Genomic DNA, 19,309 nt, shown 5'->3' with positions numbered 1-19,309 from the left:
TGTCGATGTGAGAGAGAATACTAACAAGCAATATGGATTAACGCAAGCCCAGCGCCGGATATGGTTCATGGAAATTATGAATCCGGGCACGTCCATCACGATGCTTTCCGCGACCTACCAAATTACGGGCAAGATCGACACACAGCTTCTGGAGCAAGCGGCGGCAGAGATCGTCAAAACCTATGACGCTTTCCGAATCCGCATTAGCGGGGATTTGCAAAATCCAACGCAGTGGTTCGAAGAACCGGAGAATGTCCAAGCCAGGATAAGCCGCCTCGAAATAGACACAACCGAACAATTCTATGCTTGGGTGAAAGAAGTAAGCGAAAAACCGGCCAGCGTGTTTGACGAATACCTCCACCAATTTACGATTATCCATTTCGCGAACGGCCAAGTATGGCTCAATTTGACGATTAATCATATTATCGCCGACGGTTTGTCCGTCACTGCCTTGCTGCATGCGGTGATGGAAAAATACCTGGAACTGCGCAAAGGCATCTCCAGCAGTTACCAGGCCCCCTCCTATCTGGATTATATTTTCGCGGAGCGTGAATATGAGCAATCGCAGCGGTATCAAAAAGGCAAGGAATACTGGCTGACGAAGTACAGCACTTTGCCTGAAACGACCGGCATTAAATCGTATCCGCCATTCGCGATCGGCAGCGAATCCAATAAACGGGCCATCACTTTGGACGGTTCCCGGTATGAACGCATTCTGGCCTTCAGCGAACAATATCAGGTCAGCTTATATACGTTATTTTTGTCCGCTATGTATGCCTTATTGTACAAGCTGACCGACAGCACCGATATTCCGGTCGGCACGGTTTTCGCCAATCGCACCAGCAAAAAGGAAAAAGAAACGATCGGCATGTTCGTCAGCACCGTGGCTACGCGGATTCGTCTGAATCCAGACGGGCACGTGCTTTCCTTGATCCAATCGGTTTCCAAGGAAAATACGGCGGATCTGCGGTATCAGAAATACCCTTATAACCAATTGATTCAGGATTTACGCGAACAACACGGCCGCAACGATCTTTCGGGGCTGTTCCGCACGTCTCTGGAATATCTGCCTTTGAAAATCGTGGAGTACGAAGAAATCAAGGTGCGTCTGGAGGCTCACTTCGCTAGGCATGAGATGGACGATTTGCTGCTGCGCTTCGACCATATGCTGAGTGAAGGCCATGTCATTCTCCATGCTTCCTATCGTACCGGCCTGTTCGAGACGGCCGAGATTGATCGGATTATGGAACAGTATGTAACTGTTCTGGACCAGTTTCTTCAGACTCCCGAACTGCCGGTACGCGAGATTTCTCTGCTGAGCGATGAGGAGAGACACCGCATTCTCAACGTGTTTAACCCGCCTGTGGCAGGGCTGAGCGAGGGAGAAGCGTTTCATCGGTATGTTGAAAAGTTTGCCCGGGAAATTCCGGATCATCCGGCAGTCGTCTACATGGACAAACAGCTGACCTACGGCGAATTGAACGAACGCGCCGAGCGACTGGCTTCTCTCCTTCGTGAACAGGGCGTCGGAAGGGAGACGATTACGGGGATCTGGGCGGAGCGTTCGGTGGAACTGCTGGTCGGGGTGCTCGCCGTTTGGAAAGCAGGCGGTGCCTATGTACCGCTGGACCCCGATTATCCGGCGGAGCGGATTGAATACATGCTCAGCGATAGCGAAGCATCGGTGCTGCTTACGCAGCGTCATCTGTTGGAGCGGGCCGAAGGTTGGTTGGCCGATGACCGGCTGAAGCTTCAAGCTGTCTATGCCATGGACGATGAACAGATTTATAACGGGGATGCCTTAGCCGGGGAATTTGAATCTGCCGGCAGCGCCCCGCAAGACTTGGCTTATGTGATTTACACCTCGGGTACGACGGGACGCCCGAAAGGCGTCATGATCGAGCACGGTAGTCTCGTGAGTACGGCGGATGCGTACCGTCGCGAGTATCGATTGGATCAGTTCCCGGTGCGGCTGCTGCAGCTGGCCAGCTTCTCGTTTGACGTGTTCGTCGGAGACATCGCCCGGACGCTGTATAACGGAGGCACGATGGTGATTGTGCCGAAGGATGACCGGATTGACCCGAACCGCTTATACGGCTGGATTCGGGATCAAAACATTACGGTATTCGAATCGACGCCTGCGCTCATCCTGCCGTTCATGCAGCATATTTATGAAGAAGGGCTGGACGTTAGCTCCATGCAGTTGCTGATTACCAGCTCGGATGCTTGCAGTGTCACCGATTACCGATTGCTGCAGGAAAGATTCGGCGGACAATTTCGAATCATCAACAGCTATGGCGTTACCGAAGCGGCCATTGACAGCAGCTTTTACGATGAGCCGCTGGACAAGCTGCCGCCGTCGGGTCATGTGCCGATCGGCAAAGCTTGGCTGAACGCCCGGTTTTACATTGTCGATGCCGCGTTAAAGCCGGTTCCTGTAGGGGTTCCGGGCGAGCTTGTCATCGGCGGCGCCGGGGTGGCGCGCGGGTACTGGAACCGTCCGGACCTAACCGCCGAGAAGTTTGCGGACAGCCCGTTTGTGCCGGGCGAACGTCTGTACCGGACAGGCGATTTGGCCCGCTGGCTGGAAGACGGCAACGTCGACTTCATCGGCCGGATCGACTATCAGGTGAAAATTCGCGGGTTCCGGATCGAACTTGGCGAAATTGAAACGGCCCTGCTGCGTTTTCCGGGCGTCAAGCAGGCTGTGGTGACCGACCGTACGGACGAGCAGGGGCAAAAGTATTTGTGCGGCTACGTGGCGGGGGATGCTTCCTTGCAGCTGAGCGATCTGCTGTCCCAATTGAAGCAAGAGCTGCCGGCGCATATGGTCCCGGCCCGGCTGGTGTCTCTTGATAAGCTTCCGCTCACACCGAACGGCAAAATTGACCGTAAAGCGCTGCCTGAACCGACCGGAGAGATAGAAGCAGGCCGTGAGCATGTGGCTCCTCGCACAACGCTGGAAACAAGACTTGCTCTCATTTGGCAGCAGGTGCTGGGGATTGCGCGAGTTGGAGTCCAAGACGATTTCTTTGACTTGGGTGGTCATTCCTTGCGGGCTTCCGCGCTTGTTTCCAAGATTAGGAAAGAACTGCAAGTCGAGGTTCCGCTGCGGGACGTTTTCCGCTACATCACGATTGAACAGCTGGCCCAAAGAATTGGCGGTTTAAGGCAGCAGGAGGCGTATGAGATTACAAAGGCGGCTGAGGCCGAGTACTATCCGGTTTCATCCGAGCAAAAGCGTCTGTACGTCCTGCGCCAGCTTGACGGGGCCGAGCGCAGCTACAATATGTCGGCGGCGCTTCTTCTCGAAGGCAAGCTGGACCGCATGCGCGCCGAGCACGCGTTCCGGGCGCTGATTCAGCGCCATGAGACGCTGCGTACCGGGATCGAGCAGGTTCAAGGCGAGCTTGTGCAGCGCATCTATGACGAGGTGGAGTTTGCTGTTGATTATTTCCATGCAAGCGAGCGGGAAGCGGAACAAGTGGTGGAAGCTTACTATCGCCCGTTTGATCTGACCAAGCCGCCGCTTCTCCGCATCGGCCTGATCGAAGTCGCCGAGGATCGCCACATTCTGCTGTTCGATATGCACCATATCGTCTCGGACGGCATTTCGACAGCGCTGCTCTTCGACGAGTTCAGCCGCCTGTATCGGGGCGAGGAGCTGGCTCCACTGGGCATTCAATACAAAGATTATGCCGTTTGGCAGCATTCCGAAGCCTACGGGCAGATGCTCCAGCCGCAGAAGGAGTACTGGCTGGAACAGCTGTCGGGCGAGCTGCCGGTCTTGGAGCTGCCGACGGACTTCCCGCGGCCTGCGGTGCAAAGTTTTGACGGACGGACCGTGAAGTTTTATATCGGGAAAGAGAGGACGGAGAAGCTGAAAGAGCTGGCGGCACGGACGGGGACGACCCTGTACATGGTGCTGCTGTCGGCTTACTCCATCCTTATGCATAAATATTCGGGTCAGGAAGATTTGATCGTGGGAACGCCGATTGCCGGAAGAACGCAGGATGAAGTGCAGCCGATCGTAGGGATGTTTATCAACACGCTGGCCATTCGCAGCCGTCCAGAGCGTTCCAAACCTTACCTTTCGTACCTGGAAGAAATCAAGGACATCACGCTCGGGGCTTTCGAACACCAAAATTATTTGTTCGAAGACTTGGTGGAAAGTCTTCACATTCCGCGCGCGACCGGCCGGAATCCGCTCTTTGATACGTTCTTCTCCCTGCAAAATACGGAGAACGAGCAAATTGTCATCGAGGGGCTGGAGCAATCGTTTTATCCGCTGGAGAACCGAACATCCAAGTTCGAGCTGCTCATGGATATTTCGGAATTGGACGGTCAGCTTGAATGTCGGTTGGAGTACGCTACGGCTTTGTATAAACAGGAGACTGCGGAGCGGTTCGCCAGACATTATGACAAACTGCTCGAAACCATCGCAGCAGCGCCGGACGGGGATATTGCCTCGCTGGAAATGCTCACGGAGGAGGAAATCCGCTTGCTGGTGCGCGGTTTCAACGATTCGGAGGCGGACTACCCGCGGCAGCAGACGATTCACGGCTTGTTCGAAGAGCAGGCGGAGCTTTACCCGGACAACGTGGCCGCCGTTATGAATGAGCGGCAGTTGACCTACCGCGAGCTGAACGAGCGATCCAACCGCCTTGCGCGGAAGCTGCGGGAGACGGGAGTAGAAGCGGACCAGCTGGTAGCGATTCTGGCCGAACGCTCGCTCGATATGGTCGTCGGCATTCTGGCGATTCTCAAATCGGGCGGAGCCTACGTGCCTGTCGATCCCGACTACCCGGAGGAGCGCATCCGCTTCATGATCGAGGATTCGGGCGCGCCGTTATTGCTGATTCAAAAGCATCTGCACGAGAAGACCGACTTCGCAGGAACGCGCCTCGAATTGGATGATTTTGTTTGGGGCAACAGAGGGGCGGACTCCGAAGGTGCGCTGGACACTTTGAACCTGGAGCCGATTTCCGGGCCGGGCAACCTGGCTTATGTTATCTACACGTCGGGAACGACCGGCAGACCGAAAGGAACGCTGATCGAGCATAAGAACGTCGTGCGCCTTTTGTTCAACGACAAGAACCTGTTCGACTTCGGGCCGTCCGACACGTGGACGCTGTTCCACTCGTTCTGCTTCGATTTCTCCGTCTGGGAAATGTACGGAGCGCTGCTGTACGGAGGCAAGCTGGTCATCGTACCGCCGCTCACGGCGAAAAATCCGGCCGATTTTCTGGCGCTGCTGGGCCGCGAACAGGTCACGATTTTGAACCAGACGCCAACGTACTTCTACCAGCTGCTGCGTAAGGTCTTGGCGGACCATCCGTACGATCTGCGGATTCGCAACGTCATCTTCGGGGGCGAAGCGCTGAGTCCGCTGCTGCTCAAGGGCTTCAAGACGAAGTACCCGGAGACGAAGCTGATCAATATGTACGGCATTACCGAGACGACGGTTCACGTGACGTATAAGGAAATTACGTGGGTCGAAATGGAGGCGGCGAAGAGCAATATCGGCAAGCCGATCCCGACGCTGAGCGTGTACATCCTGGATGAAAACCGCCGCCCACTGCCGATCGGCGTAGCGGGCGAAATGTACGTGGCCGGGGAAGGCCTGGCGAGAGGATACCTGAACCGTCCGGATCTGACGGCGGAGAAGTTCGTCGATTCCCCGTTTGCGGAGGGGGAGAAGCTGTACCGCTCGGGCGACTTGGCGGCTTGGCTGCCGGACGGCAACATCGAATACCTGGGCCGGATCGACCACCAGGTGAAAATCCGCGGGTACCGGATCGAGCTGGACGAAATTGAGACGCAGCTTCTGAACGTTGAGGCCGTGGAAGAAGCGGTGGTGCTTGCCCGTCAGGACGGCGGGGGCGAGAAGGCGCTTGTCGCCTACTTTGTGGCGGACCGGACACTGACGGTCAGTGAAATGAGAACCTCACTGGCCAAGGAAATGCCGGGGTACATGATCCCGTCGTACTTCGTGCAGCTGGAGCGTATGCCGCTGACATCCAACGGCAAAGTGGACCGCAAAGCGCTGCCGGAGCCGCAAGGCGGCATACAAACGGGCGTCGAATACGTAGCGCCGCGTAACCGGACGGAGTCCCAGCTTGTGAAGATCTGGGAGGAAGTGCTGGGTTACTCCGGCATTGGAGTCCTGGACAATTTCTTTGAGCTCGGAGGCCACTCCTTGCGGGCGACGAACCTTGTCAGCAAGATTCGGAAGGAAATGAACGTCGAACTTCCGCTGCGCGATGTGTTCCGCTATATGACGGTAGAGTCGATGGCCGGGGCTATTGCCAGCTTGGAAGAAACGCAGCACAGCTCGATTCCGAAAGCGGAAAAGAAAGCGTACTATCCGGTTTCCTCCGCGCAAAAAAGGCTGTACGTCCTGCACCAGCTGGATGACTCGGAGCTGAATTACAACCTCCCAAGCGCCTTGCAATTGGAAGGGGCTTTGAATGAGGCTAAAGTGGAAAAGGCGCTGACTACTTTAGTGGCTCGTCACGATATGCTGCGCACCGGTTTTGAAATCGTGGATGGGGAGCCGGTTCAGCGTATTCATCCGCTCGCAGCTTTTAAGCTCCAGAAGCTTCAAGCAAGCGAAGATCAGGTTGCGGCCATTCTTGAAGGCTTCATTCAGCCTTTTGACTTGACCCAGCCGCCTTTGCTGCGCGCCCTGCTGATCGAACTGGAGAAAGAGAAATTCCTGCTCGCGCTGGATATTCATCATATTGGTTCGGACGGCCTTTCCATGGACGTGCTGCTGCGCGAATTCGTGCGGCTTTACAATGGAGAAGAATTGCCGGAGCTGCGGATTCAATACAAGGATTACGCCGTTTGGCAGCAATCCGAGGAGCAGCGCCAGCGCATCCAACGGCAGGAGGAATACTGGCGCGGGGTATTCAGCTCCGAGCTTCCGGTTCTTGAGCTGCCTCTCGACTTCTCCCGCCCGGCCGTCCAGCAGTTTGACGGTCAGACGCTCACGTTTACGCTGGATGCGGAGAAAAGCGAAGCTCTCAAACGGCTTGCCGGCGATTCGGGGGCGACGCTGTACATGCTTTTGCTGGCTGCGTACTCCGTATTGCTTCATAAATACGCGGGACAGGAAGATATAGTGGTCGGCACTCCGATTGCCGCCCGTTCTCACGCCGACCTGCAGCCGATTATCGGCATGTTCGTCAATACACTGGCCCTTCGCTTGAGTCCGGCGGCGGAGCGGACGTTCCTGGATTACTTGCAGGAAGTGAAGGAAACGACGCTTGGAGCCTATGAGCACCAGGACTATCCGTTCGAGGAGCTGGTGGAAGCTCTTCAGGTGAGACGGGATTTAAGCCGGAATCCGCTGTTTGACACCATGTTTTCTTTGCAAAAGCATGAAAGCTTGGATTTAACCCTGGAAGGCTTGCAATGGTCGCTGTTCGACATCGAGGAAAAGACGGCAAAGTTTGATCTCAGCTTAGATATCGTGGAAGCCGATAACGAGCTGGTTTGCAAGATCGAGTACGCTACCTCGTTGTTTAGACAGGAAACGATGGTACGGCTGGCGGCTCATTACGAGCAGCTTTTGGCGTCGATCCTGGCTCAGCCGGGTGCGCGTATTGCGGATTTGGATATCTTGACGAACAGCGAAAAGCATGATTTGCTGGTCGGGTTTGACGTGTCGTCTTCGGTTCTTGCGAAGCAACCCGCCGCAGAGGGTACAGGCTTGGAAGCGGATGAGTCGTGGAGAGAGAGAACGTTCCACGAGCTGTTCGAGGAGCAGGCGGAGCGCACTCCGGGAGCGCTGGCGGTTGTCTATGAAGACAGCAAGCTGACGTATGCGGAGCTGAACGCCAAAGCGAATCGTCTGGCGTATGCGCTGCGGGCGCGCGGGGTGAAGCCGGAGCAGGTGGTCGGCATTCTGGCCGGCCGTTCGGCGGAGCTGTTGATCGGGGTGCTCGCCGTATGGAAAGCGGGCGGCGCTTATGTGCCGCTCGACCCGGACTATCCGGCGGAACGGATCGAGTATATGCTCGCGGACAGCGGGGCGTCGGTGCTGCTCACGCAGACTGGCCTGCTGGAGCAGGCGGAAGCTTGGCGCAGCGACGGAGCTCTAGCGCTGCAAACGGTGATTGCGCTTGACGACGCCGCGACGTACAGCCTCGGAGCGGCGGATCTCGCATCGAATCCGGCGAATGTGAACAAGCCGCGCGATTTGGCTTACGTCATCTACACCTCCGGTACGACGGGCCGTCCGAAGGGCGTGGCGGTGGAGCACCGCAGCCTGGTGAACACGGCGGCGGGCTACCGGCGGGAATACCGCCTGGATCAGTTCCCGGTGCGGCTGCTGCAGCTCGCCAGCTTCTCGTTCGACGTGTTCGTCGGCGACATTGCGCGGACGCTGTACAACGGCGGCACCATGGTCATCGTGCCGAAGGACGACCGGATCGATCCAACCCGCCTCTACGGCTGGATTCGCGACTACGCCGTGACGGTGTTCGAATCGACTCCGGCGCTGATCGTGCCGTTCATGGAGCATGTACATGCTGAAGGTCTGGACCTCAGCTCGATGCAGCTGCTGATCACAAGCTCGGATGCGTGCAGCGTAGCGGATTATCGCACCTTGCAGGAGCGCTTCGGCTCGCAGTTCCGTATTATTAACAGCTACGGCGTAACGGAAGCGGCGATTGACTCCAGCTTCTATGACGAGCCGCTGGAGAAGCTGCCGAAGACGGGCAGCGTGCCGATCGGGAAAGCGTGGCTGAACGCCAAGTTCTACATCGTGGATGCGAATCTGAAGCCGGTACCGATCGGGGTGTTGGGCGAGCTGATTATCGGCGGAGCGGGTGTGGCCCGCGGTTACTTGAACCGCCCGGATTTGACGGCGGAGAAATTCGTAGACAGCCCGTTCGCCGCTGGGGAGCGGCTGTACCGGACGGGCGACCTGGCGCGCTGGATGCCGGACGGCAACGTGGACTTCATCGGCCGGATCGACAATCAGGTGAAAATTCACGGCTATCGGATCGAGCTTGGAGAAATTGAAGCGGCTATGCAAAATGTTGCCGGAGTGCGTCAAGCGCTTGTCATCGACCGGACGGACGAGCGGGGGCAGAAATATTTGTGCGGGTATGTCGTAGCGGATTCCAGCTTCGGTCTGGAAGGGCTTGTGGCCCATCTGGACGCCGCGCTGCCTTCCCATATGGTGCCTTCGCGCATCATGCGCCTGGATCAAATGCCGCTTACGCCGAACGGGAAGATCGACCGTAAAGCGCTGCCTGTGCCGGAAGGAAGCATTCGTGCCGAGGCTGCATACACGGCGCCTCGTACTCCTGCCGAGCAAGCACTTGCGTCGGTCTGGCAGTCGGTGCTGGGCGTGGATCAGGTCGGCACGATGGACAATTTCTTTGCGCTCGGCGGCGATTCGATCAAGGCCTTGCAGGTATCGTCCCGTCTTTTGCAAACGGGGTACAAGCTGGTCATGAAAGATTTGTTCCATTACCCGACGATTTCCACCCTTAGTTTGCAACTGCAAACGGCGGAGAGAACGGCAAGCCAGGCCGAAGTGACGGGAGAGGTCATCTTGACCCCGATTCAGCGCTGGTTCTTTGAACAAAACCCGGCCGACTTGCATCACAGCAACCAGGCGTTTATGCAGTTCTCCAAGCATGGCTTTGACGAAGAAGCTTTACGCCAAGCGGTGCGTCAGCTTGTCGTGCATCACGATGCTCTCCGTACGGTTTACCGCCAAACCGAGAACGGCTATATGGCCTGGAACCGCGGCGCCGGGGAGAACGAAGCGCTGTTCGATCTGGAAGTTGTCGATTGCAAGGGAGTCGGCGACGTGAAAGAAGCGGTAGAGGCTAAGGCGAATGACATTCAAGCGAGCATCGATCTGGAGAACGGTCCGCTGGTGAAGCTCGGCTTGTTCCGCTGCGACGACGGCGACCACCTGCTCGTCGCGATCCATCACTTGGTCGTAGACGGCGTATCCTGGCGGATTCTGCTTGAGGATTTTGCTGCCGGCTATGAAAAGGCGCTGCAAGGGCAGCCGATCCGTCTGCCCCTCAAAACGGCTTCATTCCAAACGTGGGCGAAACAGCTCGCTGATTATGCGAACGGTCCGGCGATGGAAAGCGAGAGAGAGTATTGGCAGCATATTGAGCAATTGACCTATGAGCCGCTTCCGAAAGATTTTGAACAAGGCAGATCCAAGCTGAAGGACAGCGGGCTCGTGACCGTCCGCTGGACGGCGGAGGAAACCGAACAGCTGTTGAAGCAGGCACACCGTGCTTACCATACAGAAATGAACGACTTACTGCTTGCCGCGCTTGGCCTCGCGGTACAAGCTTGGAGCGGCCGGGAACGCGTGCTGGTGAATCTTGAAGGCCACGGCCGGGAAGATATTTTGCCGGATGTGGACATTACGCGCACGGTAGGCTGGTTTACAAGCCAATTCCCTATCGTTCTGGAGCCGGGTCACGCCCAGGCGCTCGGTCACCAGGTGAAACAGGTTAAAGAAAGCTTGCGCCGCATTCCGAACAAAGGAATCGGCTACGGCATCCTGCGTTATTTGTCGGTGCCGCGTGACGGCGAGCGCTTCGCTTTGGAGCCGGAGATCAGCTTTAACTATTTGGGTCAGTTCGACCAGGATTACGAAAGCAGCGGCTCGCAGCCGTCTCCGTTCAGCCCGGGCTCCGATTCAAGCCCGAATGCAGTGATGGATTTTGTCCTCGATATCAATGGTATGGTGTCGGAAGGAGTGCTGGAACTCACGATCCGTTATGGGGAAACCCAGTATAAACGGGAAACGGTAGAGCGCCTGGGCACCCTGCTTCAATCGAGCTTGCGTGAAGTCATCAGCCATTGCGTATCGAAAGAGCGGCCGGAGCTTACGCCTAGCGACGTTCTGCTTCAAGATGTGACGGTGGAGGAACTGGAGCGGCTGGCTGAACATACGGCGGCGCTCGGCGAACTGGAGAATGTTTACACCCTGACTCCGCTGCAAAAAGGGATGTTGTTCCACAGCCTGCTGGATGCCGATTCGGAAGCTTACTTCGAACAGGTGACCTTCGATCTGTATGGAAGCCTGAATGTCGAAGCCTTCACCCAAGGATTGGATACGCTGGTGCAGCGGAATGAGGCGCTGCGGACCAACTTTATTACCGGCTGGAGAGACGAGCCGATTCAAGTGGTATTCCGCGAGCGGAAGTGTGAAGTGTACTTCGAAGATATTCGCTCGGTAAGCGATGAAGACCTGGAGAAGACGATAGCCGATTTCGTCAGCGCGGATAAAGCGAACAAGTTCGATTTGGCCCGAGGCTCTCTTATGCGCGTGACGGTATTGCGCACGGGCGACGAGTCCTACCATGTGATCTGGAGTCATCATCACATTTTGATGGACGGCTGGTGCATGTCCTTCATGATCAAGGAAGTGTTCGACACCTACTTCGCGTTCCAGGAGAAGCGGACGCTGGAGCTTCCTCCGGTTACCTCGTACTCCCGGTATATCGAATGGCTGGAAGCTCAAGATGCCGCGAAAGCTTCGCGTTACTGGTCCGAGTATTTGGCGGGTTACGATCAGCAGACCAAGCTGCCCCAGGAGAAAACGCAGCTGAAGCAGGGCGCTTTTGAAGCGGCTGAACTCGATGTGGAACTCAGCAAGGAACTGACCGGGCAAATCAAGCGGGTGGCGCGCCAGCAGCAGGTGACGCTCAATACGTTCATGCAGACCGTATGGGGACTGGTTCTGCAGGTATACAACAACAGCGAGGATGTCGTATTCGGCTCCGTCGTATCCGGGCGTCCGGCGGAAATTCCGGGCATCGAAAGCATGATCGGCCTGTTTATTAATACGATCCCGGTCCGTATTCAAGGCAAAGCCGAGGAGACGGTAGCCGATGTCTTGAGAAAAACCCAGGATCAAGCGCTGGCATCGGGAGCTTACGAAACGTTCCCGCTGTTCGAAATTCAGTCGCTGAGCGAGCAAAAGCGCGACTTGATCAACCATATTATGGTCTTTGAAAATTATCCGATGGAAGAACAGATTGAGCAGGTGGTCGGCGGAGACAAAGAAGCGCTGAAAATCGCTAATATCCAGTCGCCGGAGCAAACGAACTACGACCTGGACATTACCGTCATTCCGGAAGAGCATATTTTGCTGCGGTTTACGTACAATGCGCTGACGTTCAGAGAGGAAGACATCAGGCAGATCCACGGTCACTTTGCCCGGGCACTGGAGAAGGTTGCGGCTAACCCGAACATCCGCGTGAATCAGTTGGAGCTTTTGACACCAGCGGAAAAAGACCAAATTCTCGGCGCGTTCAACCCGGCGCAGCCGGAAGCGGCTCCTGCGGCCGCGTTCCACCGGCTGTTCGAGGAACAGGCGGAGCGCACACCCGAAGCGGCGGCCGTCGTGTACGAGAATGACCGGCTGACGTATGCGGAGCTGAACGAGCGGGCGAACCGCTTGGCGGCTACGCTGCGCGCAAGCGGCATCGGCCGGGAGTCAATCGTCGGCATTCTCGCCGAGCGTTCGGTGGACTTGCTGGTGGCCGTGCTGGCCGTCTGGAAAGCGGGCGGGGCGTATGTGCCGCTCGACCCGGATTATCCGGCAGACCGTGTGCGGTTCATGCTCGAAGACAGCGGAGCGAAGGTACTGCTGACGCAAACGGTGCTGCGAGAGCGTGCCGAAGCCTGGCTTGGCGAAGAGGAGCTGGCGCTGGCAGCGGTGCTCTACCTCGACGACGAAGCGTCGTACAGCGAGGAGCGGGCGAATGCGCCGATTGGCTCCGGCATGGTCTCCGGCAAGCTGACGGATGCTGTGGACGACGGCGATGAGAGCCATCAGCATGTCGGCACCGACAGCTTCCATGAAGCCCGTCCAGAGGATCTGGCGTACGTGATCTATACGTCGGGAACGACGGGCAAGCCGAAGGGCGTGATGATCGAGCACCGCAGCCTGGTGAACACGGCGGCGGGCTACTGGCGGGAATACCGGTTGGAGCAGTTCCCGGTGCGCCTGCTGCAGCTCGCCAGCTTCTCGTTCGACGTGTTCGTGGGAGATATCGCGCGGACGTTGTACAACGGAGGCACGATGGTGATTGTGCCGAAGGACGACCGGATCGATCCGTCTCGTCTGCACCACTGGATGGAGCGGGAGCGGGTCACCATCTTCGAATCTACACCGGCGCTGATCGTGCCGTTCCTGGAGTACGTGCACGATCAGCGGTTGGATATGAGCGGGATGGAGCTGTTGATTATAAGCTCGGACAGCTGCAGTGTGGCGGATTACCGGACCTTGCAGGAACGCTTCGGCTCATTGTTCCGGATCATCAACGCATACGGCGTGACGGAAGCGGCGATCGACTCTAGCTTCTACGACGAGGAACTGACGAAGCTGCCGCAGACAGGCCATGTGCCGATCGGCAAAGCGTGGCTGAATGCGAAATTCTACATTGTGGACGCGCATCTGAACCCGGTGCCGGTCGGGGTGCTGGGCGAGCTGGTCATTGGCGGAGTTGGGGTAGCACGCGGGTACTTGAACCGTCCGGAGCTGACGGAAGAGAAGTTCGTAGACAGTCCGTTCGCCGCGGGCGAGCGGCTGTACCGCACGGGAGACTTGGCGCGGTGGATGGAGGACGGGAACGTGGACTTCATCGGCCGGATCGACAACCAGGCGAAAATCCGGGGCTACCGGATTGAGACGGGCGAAGTTGAAGCAAAGCTGCTGAGTGCAGGTGGCGTGAAGGAAGCGGTCGTTGTCGTCAGGGAAGATCAAGAAGGTCAGAAAGCTTTGTGCGCTTATTATACAGCGGAAGAAGGCATGACGGCGGCGGACCTGAAGCGGGCGATTGCCAGCGAGCTGCCGGGGTACATGATCCCGTCGTACTTCGTCGAGCTGGAGCGCCTGCCTCTGACGCCGAACGGGAAAATCGACCGGAAGGCGCTGCCGGCACCGGAAGGGGGAGCAGACGGAGGCCGCGAATACGTGGCGCCGCGCACCGAACTGGAGGCGAAGCTGGCCGCCATTTGGCAGGAGGTGCTTGTTCGGGAGAAGGCGGTAGGCGTAACGGACAACTTCTTTGACCTCGGCGGACACTCCCTGCGGGCGACGACGCTTGTCAGCAAAATGCATAAGGAGCTAGGCATTGAATTCCCGCTTCGCGACGTATTCCGCTACTCGACAGTTGAGGAAATGGCCGCGGCTATGGAGCGGCTGGAGATCGGCTCGTTCACGGCTATTCCGGCTGCGGAACCTAGCGAGTATTACCCGCTATCTTCCGCTCAGAAACGTCTCTATATCTTGAACCAGCTGGAAGGAGGCGAGCTGAGCTACAACATACCGGGAGCAATGCTGCTCGAAGGGGAGCTCGACCGGCAGCGGTTTGAAGAAGCGTTCCGCGGGCTCGTAGCTCGTCATGAAACGCTGCGTACCGGCTTTGAGATGGTAAAAGGCGAAGCAGTTCAGCGGATTTACGAAGAAGCCGCCTTCCAGGTGGAATATGTGCAGATTAGCGGGGAGCAGGCGGAAGAAACGGTGCGCCAATTCGTTCGTCCGTTTGATCTGGCGAAGCCGCCACTTCTGCGGGTAGGCCTTGCCGAACTGGCGCCGGACAGGCACATTCTGATGTTCGATACGCATCATATCGTATCTGACGGCGTTTCGATGGACGTACTGATCGACGAGTTCGTCCGCTTGTACAGCGGGGAGCCGTTGGAGCCGCTCCGCATTCAGTACAAAGATTATGCGGTATGGCAGCAATCGGACGAGCAGAAAGCTCAGCTTGCCAAGCAGGAAGCCTACTGGCTCGACATGTTCCGCGGAGAGCTGCCGGTTTTGGAATTGCCGACGGACTATCCACGCCCGGCTATGCAGAGCTACGAGGGCCGCACGCTGCAATTGTTTATGCATAAGGAGAAAAGCGAGGGTCTGAAACGGCTTGCAGCCGAGAACGGCGCAACGCTTTACATGGTTCTGCTTGCGGCGTATAACGTGCTTCTGCATAAATATACAGGACAAGAAGACGTGGTGGTCGGTACACCGATTGCGGGAAGAAATCACAGCGACGTTCAGCCGTTGATCGGGATGTTCGTCAATACTCTGGCCATCCGCAGTTATCCGACTGCCGGTAAGACGTTCCTTGACTACTTGAAGGAAATCAAGGAGACGACGCTGGGCGCTTTTGAACATCAGAATTATCCGTTTGAGGAACTGGTGGATAAGGTGAACGTGGCTCGCGATTTAAGCCGCAATCCGCTGTTCGATACGATGTTTGCTTTGCAGAATACAGAGAATTTGGAAATCGAGCTTCCTGGACTGCATTTGTCAACGTATACCAGCGAGGAGATTGTTTCTAAATTCGATCTCAGCCTGGACGTCACGGAGATCGAGGAAGGCTTGGAATATTTGTTTGAATACGCCACTGCTCTTTATAAAACCGAAACGGTGGAGAAATTGGCCGCTCACTACTTGCAGCTGCTTGAATCCATTCTCCGCAACCCGTCGGCGACTATTGGCGAGCTGGGCATTTTGACACCGGCGGAAAAAGAGCAAATTCTCGGCGCGTTTAACCCGGCGCAGCCGGAAGCGGCTCCTGCGGCCGCGTTCCACCGGCTGTTCGAGGAACAGGCGGAGCTGACGCCGGAAGCGGAGGCCGTCGTGTACGAGAACGACCGGCTGACGTATGCGGAGCTGAACGTGCGGGCGAACCGCTTGGCAGCCACGCTGCGCGCAAGCGGCATCGGCCGGGAGACGATCGTCGGCATTCTCGCCGAGCGTTCGGTGGACTTGCTGGTGGCCGTGCTGGCCGTCTGGAAAGCGGGCGGGGCGTATGTGCCGCTCGACCCGGATTATCCGGCAGACCGCGTGCGGTTCATGCTTGAAGACAGCGGAGCGAAGGTGCTGCTGACGCAAACGCCGCTGCGAGAACGCGCCGAAGCCTGGCTCGGCGAGGAGGAGCTGGCGCTGGCGGCGGTGCTGTACCTCGACGACGAAGCGTCGTACAGCGAGGAGCGGGCGAATGCGCCGATTGGCTCCGGCATGGTCTCCGGCAAGCTGACGGATGCTGTGGACGACGGCGATGAGAGCCATCAGAAGGTCGGCATGGGCAGCTTCCATGAAGCCCGTCCGGAGGATCTGGCGTACGTGATCTATACGTCGGGAACGACGGGCAAGCCGAAGGGCGTCATGATCGAGCACCGCAGCCTGGTGAACACGGCGGCGGGCTACCGGCGGGAATACCGGTTGGATCAGTTCCCGGTGCGGCTGCTGCAGCTCGCAAGCTTCTCGTTCGACGTGTTCGTGGGAGATATCGCGCGGACGCTATACAACGGAGGCACGATGGTGATTGTGCCGAAGGACGACCGGATCGATCCGTCTCGTCTGCACCACTGGATGGAGCGGGAGCGGGTCACCGTCTTCGAATCGACGCCGGCGCTGATCGTGCCGTTCCTGGAGTACGTGCACGAGCAGGGGCTGGATATGAGCGGGATGGAGCTGTTGATCACGAGCTCGGACAGCTGCAGCGTGGCGGATTACCGGACCTTGCAGGAACGCTTCGGCTCGTTGTTCCGGATCATCAACGCATACGGCGTGACGGAAGCGGCGATCGACTCCAGCTTCTACGACGAGGAGCTGGCGAAGCTGCCACAGACAGGCAATGTGCCGATCGGCAAAGCGTGGCTGAATGCAAAATTCTACATTGTGGATGCGCACCTGAACCCGGTGCCGGTCGGGGTGCTGGGCGAGCTGGTTATCGGCGGAGTCGGGGTAGCGCGCGGGTACTTGAACCGTCCGGAGTTGACAGAAGAGAAGTTCGTAGACAGCCCGTTCGTCGCGAGCGAGCGGCTGTACCGCACGGGAGACTTGGCGCGGTGGATGGAGGACGGCAACGTGGACTTCATCGGCCGGATCGACAATCAGGCGAAAATCCGGGGGTACCGGATTGAGATGGGCGAGATCGAGTCGCAGCTGCTGCGGGTGGAAGGCGTGCGCGAAGCAGTGGTGTTGGTTCGAAGTGACGCAAACGGGCAGAAAGCGCTGTGCGCGTACTACACAACGGATGGCGAACTGACGGTGGCAGACCTGAAACGGGCGATCTCCAGCGAGCTGCCGGGTTACATGATCCCGTCGTACTTCGTCGAGCTGGAGCGCCTGCCTCTGACGCCGAACGGAAAGATTGACCGGAAGGCGCTGCCGGCGCCGGAAGGGAAAGCAGGGAGCGGAACGGAGTACGTCGCACCGCGCAATGAGCTGGAAACGAAGCTGGTGGGTATTTGGCAGGAGGTGCTGGGGCTTACGAAGGAGATTGGCGTTCACGACAACTTCTTCGACCTCGGCGGGCACTCACTGCGGGCGACGACGCTGGTCAGCAAGGTGCACAAGGAGTTGAGCGTGGACCTGCCGCTGCGCGATGTGTTCCGGCACTCGACCATCGAAGCGATGGCCGAAGCGATCAGCCAATTGGAGCGGCAGGAACACCTCTCCATTCCGGTTCTGGATAAGAGGGATCACTATCCGCTTTCCTCCGTGCAAAAACGGCTGTACATCCAGCAGCAGATGGAAGGCGCCGAGCTTAGCTACAACATGTCCGGCATGACGGTTCTCGTCGGGCGCTTGGAACGGAATCAATTCGAGGCGGCGCTCAAAGGATTGATCGCTCGTCACGAAATTTTGCGAACCGGCTTCGAAATGGTCGACGGCGAACCGGTACAACGGATTTATCCGGACTTGAAGTTTGCCGTCGAGTATACGAAAGCGACGGAAAGTGAAACGAAGAGCATCGCAGACGGCTTTGTGCGCGTCTTTGATTTGGAGCGGCCGCCGCTGCTGCGTGTGGGCTTAGTCGAATGGGAAGCGGAGCGGCATCTGCTCATGCTGGACATTCATCATATCGTCACGGATGGCATGTCGATGGGCATCTTCGTCGAAGAGCTGCTGCGCCTGTATAACGGCGAGACGCTGGAACCGCTTCGGATTCAATACAAGGAATTCGCCGCTTGGCAGCAGTCCGAACCTGTAAAAGAGCGGCTGAAACGTCAGGAAGCCTACTGGCTGGAGATGCTGGAAGGCGAACTGCCGACGCTTGAACTGCCTACGGACTTTGTCAGACCTGCCGCTCGCAGCTTTGAGGGAGATGTGCTGCCTTTCAGCATCGACAAGCAGATGACCGACAGCTTGCAGCGCATCGCCGATGATAACGGTGCCACCCTTTATATGGTGTTATCGACGGTCTATTCGATCCTGCTCAGCAAGTACTCGGGACAAGAAGACTTCATTGTAGGCACGCCGGTTTCGGGCCGCACACATGCCGACCTGGAGCCGCTCATCGGAATGTTTGTCAACACTTTGGCGATTCGCCATTATCCGTCCGGGGAGAAGACGTTCCTCGCCTACTTGAACGAAGTCAAAGAAACGATGCTGGGGGCCTATGACCACCAGGATTATCCGTTCGAGGAGCTTGTGAAAAAGCTGCAGGCGCCGCGAGATCAAAGCCGCAATCCTGTATTCGATGTCATGTTTGCTCTGGAAACGAAGGAAGATAACGTTCAAAGCTTCGGGGATATCAAGATCGAATCTTATCCGGAAACTCATACGGTTTCCCAATTTGATCTTACCTTGGTCATTTCGTTGCTGGATGAGGGAATGAACGGGCAGTTTGAATATGCGACCAAGTTGTTTACGCGCAATCTGATCGACAATTTCGCTCAGGACCTGCTCGTGATCATCACCCAAATTTGCGAACAGCCTTCGGTGCTGTTGAAGGATATTTCCCTGAACGGGCAATCCGAACAGGAGCAAGATGTGCTAGAGGCCATTGATATTATTTTCTAATCCCTTACCCGGCTTGGGTGTATGCCGTATTTCTCTCGGTACGCATCCTGCCGGGTGTTTTTTTCCAAATGAAAGGGAAAAATCCACCACAGGAATCTGAGGTCAAGTGCCGCTGAGTAACGATTTCAATTTATTGGAAAATCGACAAAACACAACAGAAATCTTAGTTTACCTTTGCGGTATACTAAGAATCAAACCATTTAAACAGAGATAATTCCACCATAAATCCGAATACCCGAAAAACGAATAGAAGTAATTGTCGATCGTTGCAGACGAGTTTAATCTTTTGACTATGACACCAGAAGAACAACAAAAGGCACACGAAGACTACAGGAAGAAATACAGATATCTAAAACGTGCGCCGCGGCTACTCGTTTACTACTACCTCATAGGGGAAAAGTTCCGAAATACAATGGCCGAAATAGGCCGCAGGAAGGGCTGAGAGAGATAGCCGACGACGTTCTGAATAAGGAATTTCAACAGGAA

1 protein-coding gene is annotated in these 19,309 nt (G+C 56.9%); it reads left to right on the top strand.

The annotated features are described in order from the left end of the window. Positions 1-7: 7 nt before the first annotated feature. On the top strand, positions 8-18,823 hold the full coding sequence (locus NNL35_RS29495) for a non-ribosomal peptide synthase/polyketide synthase (protein WP_254553957.1): 18,816 nt from the start codon (positions 8-10) through the stop codon (positions 18,821-18,823). The last annotated feature ends 486 nt before the right edge of the window (positions 18,824-19,309 follow it).

It is taken from the genome of Paenibacillus dendritiformis, from assembly GCF_945605565.1.
Classification (GTDB): Bacteria; Bacillota; Bacilli; order Paenibacillales; family Paenibacillaceae; genus Paenibacillus_B; species Paenibacillus_B dendritiformis_A.
This window is presented reverse-complemented; position numbering and strand designations above follow the sequence as displayed.